Below are 10,866 nucleotides of genomic sequence, written 5' to 3' on the forward strand. Positions count from 1 at the left end.
TATGGTGTTTCTCATAGCCCAGGTGGTCATCCATTTCGGCATTAAGAGCGGCTTCGACCGTTATCTTTTTGAGCATCAGACTGAATTGATTTAAGTCTTCTGGTGTTTTAATGCTTTTAACAGCTTCTTTAGCAAAAGCTTCAATATCTTTTTTGTTCATGAGTATTTGCCTATCCTTGACTCTCTATAGAGTACGTGTTGATAAGCAGTTACACAAAATTAGTTACAGTCTCTTAGCGGCAAATTGCGCTAATATCGCACCTTTTTCCTGTCGATTTAGAGTCCTTATCAAAGGCTATTTTAAGTTTTACCATTGAGTGTGTTACTGCTGCAGATAAGTTCACATTTTCAATCACGAAACAGCCTTTCGACTCGCATCTTTTATCAAAACCTATGTGTTCATCACCATGGGATCCTATTCCGTAGCTGTCAATAACGATAAAGGCGGGCGCGTTAAGTAGAATTTGCTCAATAGCATCACTGGTTAGCGCAGTATTCATAACGCCATAGTTTGGCGTGCCGTAACCATTTTGCTCAATGTTTGCGGTAAAAAGTACCAATGCTTTGTCTGCTAACGCTAAAGGCTCTAAATCATCCACTGACGGCATTTCGTGAGTACAATTTATAACAACGACATCGACTTCATACTGTGCTTCTAATGGCTCCGAATCGTAACAATCAATATGAGTACCTATGTGACCAAAAGCGCCGACGGCGTCAGACTGCTTTTTTGCCCATTCATAGGCAGGGTGGCCGCTTTCAATAACAAGGCTTAGCTTTTGTTCATGCATATGTCATCTCTTTAGGATTCATCGCCAACGAGTATTGGGCGGGGGCAACTAATGGGCAATATATAGATTATTATATGATTATATAAGCAGTAGTGTCCTAACTTATGTGTCCTAACTTATGTGTACTAACTTAGAGTTTATGGCTATGCATTGATTACTCTGTTGCAAGCGCCAATGATAAGCAAACTTTAAATTAGACAATAAAAAGCCCCTTAGAATATTAATCCTAAAGGGCCGATTATTGCTCTATGTTGCAAGAGCTGTTTTGCGCTAACAAAACATCAAGGGTAAACGTCCAACGGATTTAGCAAGCAATTGCATACTTAATGCGTCTTTAGTTTTATTGCTGCTAACACTCACCTAAATTGTAGGTATTGATGCTAGCAACAACATAATAGCGTTTAGTACGATTTGTGCATTTCAACAAAGATACGTTTGTAGCTGTTGATTACGCGATCAAATAATTTAGTCATCTTTTAAATCTCCACTCAGTAATAATTTCAAATTAGTAGAGTTGGGGATGTAACTTGAAATCCATTCTGTTCAAGTCCAATCGACCTTCTCTCAACACGGGGCGAATATTAAAGCCTGCCGATGTTTTTCTCAAACGAGTTAAATTAATCTAACGCATTAGTAAAACTAATGAGTGAGATGTGGCTGTCTGCTTTGTTTTTGAACTATTATTTTTATTTGTTATTTATATTCAATAGTTTAATTATTTAAATTAAAGCTGTAAGGGTTAAAATATATATCCCATGGTTTTGTTTTGATCTAATTTTGTTACTTAGGTTAAATTCATTAGCAAAACATGGATTAGGGAACACTATTTTAAAAAAATGTAAAAAAATCCCTAGCAATATTTGGAGTATTGGTCAATACATAAAAGTTGGTAGTTTGCGCTATTGCCCAAAACCCACAGAAAACCCATTAAGGGTGGCAAGTTTGATTGATTTGAATCAAATTTAGATGATATAAAATAGAGGTGTGCACCATTAATTATTTTTATAAGTAACTGTTTTTGCTGATTTTATGATTTTGGTGGGCTTGGTTTATTTGCGCTGTGTCACCCTTTGCTATCTTGGTGTGACAAACGTCTCACTATTGTGGTGCTAAGGCGAAATAAACTAAAAACGAAATTGAGTTACGGTAGTCTTAAAATAACAATTCATTAACCTGTTTTTTTGGGTGCTGCTTTAGATTAATAAATTTATTTCCTGCAATAACACTTTTGTTTTTGAGGAAGTCGACATGACATTTGGATGTACTGGGTAAGGAGTCGCCAATGATTATTGAAGAGGTTGTTGAACTGTCACGGTTACAGTTCGCGCTAACAGCCATGTACCACTTTATATTTGTACCTTTAACCTTAGGTCTAGCGTTTATTTTGGCTATTATGGAATCCGTTTACGTGATGACTAATAACCAAATCTACAAAGACATGACTAAGTTTTGGGGTAAGTTATTCGGAATTAACTTTGCTTTAGGTGTTACCACCGGTTTAGCAATGGAATTCCAGTTCGGTACTAACTGGGCGTATTTCTCACATTATGTGGGTGATATTTTTGGTGCTCCACTGGCGATTGAAGGCTTAATGGCTTTCTTCTTAGAATCTACCTTAGTGGGTATGTTCTTCTTCGGTTGGGATCGCTTTAGTAAGCGTCAACATTTAGCGGTTACTTGGTTAGTTGCTATCGGCTCTAACATGTCAGCTTTATGGATCCTGATTGCTAATGGTTGGATGCAAAACCCAGTAGGGTCAGTGTTTAACTATGAAACAATGCGTATGGAAATGACCAGCTTCGCTGAAGTACTGTTCAACCCTGTTGCGCAAGTTAAGTTTGTTCATACAGTCGCATCAGGTTATGTTGCCGGCGCGATGTTCGTCTTGGCAATTAGTTCTTACTTTATCCTTAAAGGTCGTGATTTACCGTTTGCCCGTCGCTCGTTTGCGATTGCTGCAAGTTTTGGTATGGCGTCAATCCTATCGGTAATGGTACTAGGCGATGAGTCTGGCTATGAAGTAGGTGAAGTACAGCGCGTTAAATTAGCGGCAATTGAAGCGGAATGGCACACTGAGCCAGCACCAGCGGCCTTTACTGCAGTGGGTTTCCCAAATCAAGAAACCATGCACACTGACTACGCGATTAAGATCCCATACGTAATGGGGATCATTGCAACGCGTTCTTTAGATGAGCAAGTGACTGGTATTATCGACTTAATCGACGAGCATGAAATTCGTATCCGTAACGGTATGATTGCTTACTCTTTACTAGAACAACTTCGCGCAGGTAATGAAACAGAGCAAATTCGTGCTGATTTTGAAATGACCAAAGGCGATTTAGGCTATGGTCTACTGCTAAAACGTTACACAGAAAATGTAGTCGATGCGACAGAAGAGCAAATTAAAGCTGCCGCTAAAGACTCTATTCCTAACGTTGCCCCTATGTTCTGGTCATTCCGTATCATGGTTGCGTGTGGCGTGATTATGCTATTGGTATTTGCTGCGGCATTCTGGCAAAGCACCCGTCATAAAATTGAAGAAAAACCATGGGTATTACGTGCAGCGCTATACAGCTTGCCACTACCTTGGATTGCAATTGAATGTGGTTGGTTTGTGGCAGAGTATGGTCGTCAACCTTGGACCATTTCAGAAGTCTTACCGACCTTTATGTCAGCATCAACGCTAACGCCAGGTGATATATGGTTCAGTATCATTTCAATCACTGTGTTCTACTCAATACTATTAGTGATCGAAATGTTCTTAATGTTTAAGTTTGCTCGTCTTGGCCCATCATGCCTTAAGACAGGTAGATATCATTTTGAAAACCAAGATGCTTAATCTGAGGACCTGATTATGTTTGATTATGAAATGCTAAGATTTATCTGGTGGGCTCTGGTTGGCGTATTGCTAGTTGGGTTTGCTGTGACAGATGGTTTTGATATGGGTGTGGGTGCGTTATTACCAATTATTGGTAAAGACGACACTGAGCGCCGTATCATGATTAACTCGATTGCCCCTCATTGGGATGGTAACCAAGTTTGGTTAATTACTGCAGGTGGTGCGTTATTTGCTGCTTGGCCAACAGTATATGCCGTGTCGTTCTCGGGTTTTTATGTGGCAATGATGTTGGTGTTATTCGCCTTATTCCTGCGCCCTGTTGGTTTTGATTACCGCTCAAAAATTGAAGATCCAAAATGGCGTAAGTCGTGGGATTGGGCCTTGTTTGTCGGTGGTTTTGTACCTCCATTAGTTATCGGTGTTGCTTTTGGTAACTTATTACAAGGTGTACCGTTTGAGTTCGATGAATACCTACGTGCAACTTATCAAGGTGGCTTACTAGGCCTACTAAACCCATTTGGTTTATTAGCTGGCTTAATCAGTGCACTTATGATGATGATGCAAGGTGCTTCATGGTTACAAATGAAAACCGAAGGTGAGCTACGTGTTCGCGCTGCTAAAGCATCACAAGTGTGTGGTTTGTTAGTGACAGTGTTGTTTGCTGCTGCGGGTGTTTGGTTAGTAAATGGTATTGACGGTTATGTGGTTACTTCAGTAATCGATACTGCTGGTCCTTCTAATCCAACGGCTAAAACTGTTGCTATAGAAGCAGGCGCATGGTTAGTTAACTATGACAAGTATCCTCTGACTATGCTGTTCCCAGCATTAGGTTTGTTGATGCCAATCTTGGTGATTCTAGCAAGTCGCTTTAACCGAAGTGGTTTTGCATTCTTATTTAGCTCACTAGCTATTGCAGGCATTATCGTGACATGTGGCGCATCAATGTTCCCATTCGTCATGCCTTCATCGCTTGATCCAAATGTGAGCTTAACGATGTGGGATGCAACCGCAAGTGAAATGACCCTTAATGTGATGACTTGGGCGGCGATTATTTTCGTACCGACAGTATTAAGTTACACCATTTGGACTTACTACAAGATGTTTGGTCGCTTAAACCGCGACTTCATTGAAAAGAACAAAGCATCACTTTATTAATTAAGGAGCCATTATGTGGTATTTCGCTTGGATTTTAGGTGTATTACTGGCCTGTGCTTTTGGCATCATTAATGCGCTTTGGCTTGAAAACACTGAAAACTTAGACCGTATTAGCGAGTCTGAAGCTAAAAATAAGTAAGTGTTTTAAGTTGTAAAATATCAAACCCTGCCTAGTGCAGGGTTTTTTATTGTTTAAAATTAGCTGATGGGTGAAATAAGGGAAGCAAGCTTACAAAGGTTGAATGAGTTATCGTTTTTAAAGCGCTTAAATAGACTGGTACTGGGCTGCGGTAATAAACTGACCAAAGCTTTCACACCAAATAATGATGGTGTTGTAAGTTGCGATATCCACCTCTTTTGGTATTGGCACTAAGAAATTGTTGAAGTTTTTGATGTCGGCAACTTGCACCATCGTTGATTTTAAACGGTTAAAATCCGCTTCTGTTTCTACAAACTCTTTGGCCAAATACACTTTAAAGTCAGGACCTGGTGACAGCTTGCCATTCAGTGCAATAAATTCATCGCCTAGGGTCACTTTGCCTTCGCCCCAATGCAATGCGTCGCTATCTTTGAGGTTACGGCTGAATTGACCTGTAAAGCGTTGCACTGAGTCAATTGACTGCACTTGCTCGCGACTTGGTGCATCTGGTGCAGTAAGAATAGGCAAAGCATAAATACCCGCGCCAAAGCCAATGGCGAGTACGAGTGCATGGGTTGAAAGCAGTGCGATAACGGTGCGTTTTTTCATTCTGTACCTGTTCTGTCATTAAAGTGGTAGTTAATCGTAACCTCATTATCAAATAAAGGGGCATGAACTTTACCGTTCATGCCCCTTATAACGACCTGAGTTAACAATCTTTTATTACAAACAAATGATTAAATTTTAAAGAAGTTAATCTTGGTTTTTAGCTCTCCTGCTAGCGCTGTTAGCCCGTCAGCGACTTCAACGGTTTCTCCGGCGCGCTCTTGCCCTTCATTGGCAAGGGACGACATCTGATGCAAGTTGCGGGTGATTTCATCAGCAACGGCGCTTTGCTGCTCTGTGGCGCTAGCGATACTGCTAGAGAAAGTGGCAAGTTCACCAATACTGGCTGTGATTTGACTTAACTGCTCACTGGTTTGCATTCCCTGTTTGGCTGAAACACCTTGTCTTTCTCGCTATCAGAAATACCTGGGCCGTTATCACTAATGATAAAACCGTTGGCGGTTAGCTCAACGTTAATGGCGGCATTAACGCCTGCGTATTTAGTGGCGTTTTCTAATAGATTATATATGGCCCGAAACAGCAGTGTGGCATCCCTTTGAATAGACAAGCGCAGGTTTTTTTATTGTTTTTTCCTTGTTCTAAATTAGTAGGCTGCTGATTCTCATTATTTCCCCAATAAGGCCCATAACCCACTAGGTGACAGAGGGACTTTTTATTACAATAGTTATTTCGCTACCAGAGAGTTGATATGTCCAATAATGCCGGTGCCGAGATTGCGCTAATCCATTTGTTTGTGCATTTAGTCAATGCGGGTAGTTTTACTCAAGTGGCCAAAGAGCTGCAAATGCCTGTGGCTACCGTAAGCCGCAAAATTTCGAAGCTTGAAGCCCACCTTAATACGCAGCTGATTATGCGTAGTACTCGGCGAATTCGCTTAACAGAAGAAGGCGGGGCATTGTTTGAACGCTATCAAGGGGTGATAGCGCAACTTGATGTGCTAAACCATCCATCGAAAGCGAAGCCCGAAGGTACCCTGCGTTTAGCTACGCCAATTTCTATTACCTCGATGTTGCTGATGGAAGCGATAACCGAGTTTTCTATCGCGTATCCTGATATTCAATTGCACATTAGCCAAAATAACCAGACCATTGATTTAATTGATGAAGGTGTTGATGTCGCCATTGTAGGCGGAGCGCAGCCAGATTCATCTTGGGTGTCTAAGTTATTTGGGGTGCTGCATTATGGTTTGTTTGCCGCGCCTAGTTATTTAGACAAAGCGGCAGCAGTGAGCCATCCTAAGCAGCTAGTTGAGCATAATTTAGTAAAAATGTGGCCGCTGTTTAATTGGGTTTTAATTCATAAACAGTTGGGGGAGTTTTACTATGAGGGCCCGGCAAAACTGACCTTATCGGATATTCACGGCGCGGTGAAAGCAACTGTAGCAGGAGCGGGGATCATGTATGGTCCCACTAAGTTTGTTGAGCAAGAAGTGGCATCTGGGGCGTTAGTGCCAGTGCTACCTCAGTGGCAGGGTGAGACCCGGCGTATTTCGCTGTTATACCATCAGCGCAGTCATCAGCCACTAAAAGTACAATTGTTTTTAGATTTTATGTTGTCAAAGTCAGCCTCTATATTTGGCTAGCAACTGAACTGTTGCTAGCCAAAAACAGGGTGTAGTTTGTCGATAGATACTTAAACTAAGTAAACATCTAAACTACAAGCCCCATGGGCACCGACGACTAAGGCTTGCTCAATATCGGCTGTCTTTGAAGGGCCTGCAATAAACACCCCAAATGACGGTACAGCACTATTAATTAACTTCATCGCTTGATGCATGTCTTGTACTATGTCATCGGCAGCAATGGTGATAATCAGGTTTTCACAGATAAACGGCGTCACTCGATGGCTTTGGGGTAACGATACCCAAATTGCGCCATTTTCAGCTACTGCTATCTCGCCTTTCAGTACGGTAAAGTCAATGTCTTGCATCGCATGGGCAGTGTCAGGCTGCTGACGGTTGCCGCTGACGCCATCAACCATTGATAACACTTGTTTACCTTGGCTGATCAGCTCATGGGTATAGCTGTTTAAGGCAGCAATACCACCTTGTTGAATCAGTTTACCGGCAACGGCGCTGAGGTTAGTGTTAAATGCACTGACTAAGTCCATATCTCGTAATGGGATATCGATAACTGGCATAGTGGCTGTTGCCACGGCAGATTTTTGCAATGCTGCCAAAATGGTATTTTTACTGGACATATTATTGGCCTCTATTACGTTTAAACCAAGCTTCAAAGCTCGACTTTGGTGCCTGTGGTAATTCGCGGTATTTACCCCAAGCGCCAGAAAATGGCTTTAATAAGCTATGGGGTAAAATACGTAATGATGTTCTTGCCGCGCTCATTGAGCAGTTCATCGCTGTGGTACTACTCATAAATTTACCGACTAATGGCATGTAATGCTTTTTGCCATAAGGTAAGCGGTTTTGCTCGGCTTTAATGCGGCGGTGGCGGGCAATAATTTTATCCAGCGGCACTTGTGTTGGGCAGACAAAGCTACAACTGCCACAGAGAGTACATCCCCAAGGCATAGAGTCCGTTTTGTCGTGCTGCGCGCCTACTGCAATCCCAATAGGGCCAGGGATGGTGTAGTTATAGCTATAACCACCAGAGCGGCGATACACAGGGCAGGTATTTAAACAGCCACCACAACGAATACACTTCAGTGACTCGGCTAAAATACTGTCTTGCATCATTGCGCTGCGGCCATTATCAACAATAATAATGTGCATCTCACCATCTGGCTTTGGCGCGTTGTAGAAAGACGAATAAGAGGTAATAGGTTGGCCAATGGCATTTCTAGCTAAGGTTCTTAATAGTACCCCAGCACTGTCTAAATTGGGCACGACTTTATCAATGCCCATAGAATGCAATTGCAGCGCAGGTAAGTTTGCCCCCATATCAGCATTGCCTTCATTGGTGCACACCATGACGCCACCTTGATCGGCAATGGCCATGTTGACCCCTGTCATTGCCGCATCAGCAGATAAAAATTGCGCTCTTAAATGGGCGCGAGCTGCGCGGGTCAGGTAAGTGGGATCAGACTCACCAGCAGTGGTGCCAAGCTTGTGGTGAAATAGTTCACCCACTTCTTCTTTTTTCATGTGAATAGCAGGCACCACAATATGTGATGGCGGCATACCGGCAAGCTGAATAATGCGCTCACCTAAATCGGTATCAATAACTTCAATGCCGCGCTCTTCAAGGTACGGGTTTAAATGACACTCTTCAGTGAGCATTGACTTTGATTTGACCAGCTTTTTGACATTGTGCTTTGCCAAAATACGATGGGCAATTTCATTATGCTCAGCGGCATCTTTAGCCCAATGAACCTGCACGCCATTTTCAAGGCATTTAGCTTCAAATTGCTCAAGATATTGGCCAAGGTTACTTAAGGTATGCAGTTTAATTTCAGAACCTAATTGGCGTAATTTTTCCCACTCAGGAATTTGCTTTGCAGCGCGATCGCGCTTTTCTCTGAGTAACCATAAGGCTTTTGAATGCCAATCGACGCGAGACTCATCGCGGCAAAAAATGTCGGCCTTTCTAGCGTGAGTCGCTTCAGATGAATGATTGTTTGACATAGCAAAGCCTCCTATAGAACTGAGTTAATGATTTGCGCGATATGGCGAGTTTGGATCGGTAATTGTTGGCGGCGGATCATGCCATCAAGGTGCATTAAACATGATGGGTCAAACCCCACAACAAATTCAGCTTGGGTGGCTGCGTGGGCTTGGGCTTTATCTTTGCCCATTTTTGCCGATACTGCGCCTTCGTCTACGGCAAAGGTGCCGCCAAAGCCGCAGCACTCATCACGGCGATCGGGATAGACAATGGTTAAGCCGTCAATATTTTGCAGCACTGCTTCGACTTTATTAAATTGTCTGCCCATGCTTTCGCTTGGAGTGGCAAGACTCAGCATTCTGATCCCGTGACAGCTCATTTGTAGGCTAACCTTGGTATTCAGAGGTTTCGAAAATTGCTTAATTGGGGCAATGTCATGTAAAAATTCGGTCAGTTCATACAGCTTGCTGATAACCTTTTGGGCTTCTGGGCTATTGTCAAACTCATGGAAATTTTCTTTTGCAGCCACTAAGCAAGATGCAGCAGGGCAAACAATGGCATCACACTCAACATTTTTAAAAGCGTTAAGTAGCTTCATGGTGGTGTTTCTTGCTTCGTTAAAGCAGCCTGAGTTGGTCATCGGTTGGCCGCAGCAAGTTTGACCTGAAGGCAATATCACTTCATGGCCAAGCTTTTCTAATAATTCAAGCGTAGCAACGGCGACTTCTGGCAGCATTTGATTGACGAGACAAGGTATAAACAGTGCAATTTTCATAGCATATTCTCTGTTAAGAATAAGAGTAACTGATAGGTCACAGCGCTAATTAAGGTCATAAAAATAGCGCTGTGACATTTAGGAGGATTAATGTACTGTTTTAAATTTGCAAAAAGTAGAGGTAAAAAAGCAAATGTGCGGGTTTACTTTCTCAAAAATGCAATAAGTAATCGATGAGGGTTAGGGCATTGCTAATTAAGTAATTGGTTTATAGTCGCTTTGCCAAATACCTGATGATTTTACTCTATGATCATTTCTGTTTGGTTTTAACAAGATGACTGTTGTTTAAGTGTCAAAAGTCACTTGCCTTGGTTCATGTGTGCGATTTTGTGTTTATCGCTTATGCTCTTAAGGTATCAACTTGGGATCTTGCTATGAACTACGATGTCTCTTTGCTCGACATAAAACTGTTTTTAATGACGCACCAGTTTGGCAATTTTTCTGAAGTTGCTCGCAGGCTAGATATGACGCCGTCTTCAGTGTCACGCAAAATGAATCAATTAGAAGAGAAGGTCGGTACTAAGTTACTGCACCGTCATACGCGGGCTATTTCATTAACTGAAGAAGGTATTGCTTTTGCTAAGCACAGTGCTGAGATTATCCGTCAGTATGATTTAGTATCTCAGCGGATAGAGCAAAAAGCTGATAGCCCCCGCGGCACTGTTAAAATTAGCGCGCCAGTGGCTTTTGCTCGGTTACATATTTCTCCTTTTTTATCCGAGCTGTTAGAGCTGTATCCACTCTTGAATCTGGAAATACATCAAACCGACAGTTTTATGGACCCCGCCCAAGAGGCCATTGATTTACTGGTGCGCATTTACTGGTACGTATTTACTGGTACGTATTAGGGGGGTGCCGCAAAACTCATCAATGCGGATGAAACAATTTGCCACCCTAAACTATGTCATGGCAGCAAGCCCAAGTCATTTTAAAATTACATTGTGAACCGAAATCCTAGAACAATTAAACATAAAAAA

The 10,866-nt window shown here is 42.2% G+C and carries 12 protein-coding genes and 1 pseudogene; 5 read left to right on the forward strand and 8 right to left on the reverse strand.

The window, feature by feature from the left end; translation table 11 throughout:
* Window positions 1-160, reverse strand: a pseudogene (locus Q4546_RS07880) (IS256 family transposase); the annotation flags it as partial.
* A gap of 73 nt (window positions 161-233) precedes the next feature.
* On the reverse strand, window positions 234-791 hold the full coding sequence (locus Q4546_RS07885) for a hypothetical protein (protein WP_102475426.1): 558 nt from the start codon (window positions 789-791) through the stop codon (window positions 234-236).
* 1,282 nt (window positions 792-2,073) lie between these two features.
* Here Q4546_RS07885 and Q4546_RS07890 point away from each other — a divergent pair.
* The 3 genes from Q4546_RS07890 to cydX are packed head-to-tail and all read left to right on the forward strand — an operon-like array spanning window position 2,074 to window position 4,924.
* Window positions 2,074-3,630, forward strand: coding sequence for a cytochrome ubiquinol oxidase subunit I (locus Q4546_RS07890; protein WP_102438741.1), 1,557 nt, complete (start codon window positions 2,074-2,076; stop codon window positions 3,628-3,630).
* Window positions 3,631-3,645: 15 nt separating this feature from the next.
* Window positions 3,646-4,785, forward strand: coding sequence for a cytochrome d ubiquinol oxidase subunit II (gene cydB / locus Q4546_RS07895; protein WP_102438739.1), 1,140 nt, complete (start codon window positions 3,646-3,648; stop codon window positions 4,783-4,785).
* 13 nt (window positions 4,786-4,798) lie between these two features.
* On the forward strand, window positions 4,799-4,924 hold the full coding sequence (gene cydX / locus Q4546_RS07900; protein WP_102438737.1) for a cytochrome bd-I oxidase subunit CydX: 126 nt from the start codon (window positions 4,799-4,801) through the stop codon (window positions 4,922-4,924).
* 126 nt (window positions 4,925-5,050) lie between these two features.
* Here the strand turns inward: cydX and Q4546_RS07905 are convergent, their stop codons facing one another.
* The 3 genes from Q4546_RS07905 to Q4546_RS07915 all read right to left on the reverse strand — a co-directional run bounded on the left by Q4546_RS07905 (window position 5,051) and on the right by Q4546_RS07915 (window position 6,098).
* Complete coding sequence (locus Q4546_RS07905) at window positions 5,051-5,533, reverse strand: DM13 domain-containing protein (RefSeq protein ID WP_303446061.1); 483 nt, start codon at window positions 5,531-5,533, stop codon at window positions 5,051-5,053.
* A 128-nt stretch (window positions 5,534-5,661) separates the two neighbouring features.
* A complete protein-coding gene (locus Q4546_RS07910; protein WP_198589939.1) occupies window positions 5,662-5,910 on the reverse strand; it encodes a hypothetical protein in 249 nt (82 codons plus the stop codon).
* A complete protein-coding gene (locus Q4546_RS07915; protein WP_241901017.1) occupies window positions 5,889-6,098 on the reverse strand; it encodes an ATP-binding protein in 210 nt (69 codons plus the stop codon). Before Q4546_RS07915 ends, Q4546_RS07910 begins: the two co-directional genes overlap by 22 nt.
* A gap of 141 nt (window positions 6,099-6,239) precedes the next feature.
* Between Q4546_RS07915 and Q4546_RS07920 the strand changes: the two genes are divergently transcribed.
* Window positions 6,240-7,133 (forward strand): LysR family transcriptional regulator, encoded by an 894-nt coding sequence (locus Q4546_RS07920; RefSeq protein WP_102519877.1) that lies wholly within the window; start codon window positions 6,240-6,242, stop codon window positions 7,131-7,133.
* Window positions 7,134-7,183: 50 nt separating this feature from the next.
* Here Q4546_RS07920 and Q4546_RS07925 read toward each other — a convergent pair whose 3' ends face one another.
* From Q4546_RS07925 to Q4546_RS07935, 3 genes are read right to left on the reverse strand one after another with little or no spacing between them, the layout of a single operon-like run.
* On the reverse strand, window positions 7,184-7,750 hold the full coding sequence (locus Q4546_RS07925) for an LUD domain-containing protein (RefSeq protein ID WP_102475424.1): 567 nt from the start codon (window positions 7,748-7,750) through the stop codon (window positions 7,184-7,186).
* 1 nt (window position 7,751) lies between these two features.
* On the reverse strand, window positions 7,752-9,134 hold the full coding sequence (locus tag Q4546_RS07930) for a lactate utilization protein B (protein WP_102438728.1): 1,383 nt from the start codon (window positions 9,132-9,134) through the stop codon (window positions 7,752-7,754).
* Window positions 9,135-9,145: 11 nt separating this feature from the next.
* Window positions 9,146-9,889 (reverse strand): (Fe-S)-binding protein, encoded by a 744-nt coding sequence (locus tag Q4546_RS07935; RefSeq protein ID WP_076540150.1) that lies wholly within the window; start codon window positions 9,887-9,889, stop codon window positions 9,146-9,148.
* Window positions 9,890-10,263: 374 nt separating this feature from the next.
* On the opposite strand from Q4546_RS07935, the gene Q4546_RS07940 reads away from it, so the two are divergent.
* Complete coding sequence (locus Q4546_RS07940) at window positions 10,264-10,737, forward strand: LysR family transcriptional regulator (protein WP_198589297.1); 474 nt, start codon at window positions 10,264-10,266, stop codon at window positions 10,735-10,737.
* Window positions 10,738-10,866: the final 129 nt, after the last annotated feature.

The organism is Shewanella sp. 4_MG-2023 (assembly GCF_030548015.1).
GTDB lineage: Bacteria > Pseudomonadota > Gammaproteobacteria > Enterobacterales > Shewanellaceae > Shewanella.

Bases quoted from the DNA above. Each gene is read 5' to 3' on its own strand.
- Q4546_RS07885 (WP_102475426.1), bottom strand. From the start codon at position 791: ATGCATGAACAAAAGCTAAGCCTTGTTATTGAAAGCGGCCACCCTGCC.
- cydX (WP_102438737.1), top strand. From the start codon at position 4,799: ATGTGGTATTTCGCTTGGATTTTAGGTGTATTACTGGCCTGTGCTTTT.
- Q4546_RS07925 (WP_102475424.1), bottom strand. From the start codon at position 7,750: ATGTCCAGTAAAAATACCATTTTGGCAGCATTGCAAAAATCTGCCGTG.
- Q4546_RS07910 (WP_198589939.1), bottom strand. From the start codon at position 5,910: ATGCAAACCAGTGAGCAGTTAAGTCAAATCACAGCCAGTATTGGTGAA.
- cydB (WP_102438739.1), top strand. From the start codon at position 3,646: ATGTTTGATTATGAAATGCTAAGATTTATCTGGTGGGCTCTGGTTGGC.
- Q4546_RS07940 (WP_198589297.1), top strand. From the start codon at position 10,264: ATGAACTACGATGTCTCTTTGCTCGACATAAAACTGTTTTTAATGACG.
- Q4546_RS07890 (WP_102438741.1), top strand. From the start codon at position 2,074: ATGATTATTGAAGAGGTTGTTGAACTGTCACGGTTACAGTTCGCGCTA.
- Q4546_RS07935 (WP_076540150.1), bottom strand. From the start codon at position 9,889: ATGAAAATTGCACTGTTTATACCTTGTCTCGTCAATCAAATGCTGCCA.
- Q4546_RS07920 (WP_102519877.1), top strand. From the start codon at position 6,240: ATGTCCAATAATGCCGGTGCCGAGATTGCGCTAATCCATTTGTTTGTG.
- Q4546_RS07930 (WP_102438728.1), bottom strand. From the start codon at position 9,134: ATGTCAAACAATCATTCATCTGAAGCGACTCACGCTAGAAAGGCCGAC.
- Q4546_RS07905 (WP_303446061.1), bottom strand. From the start codon at position 5,533: ATGAAAAAACGCACCGTTATCGCACTGCTTTCAACCCATGCACTCGTA.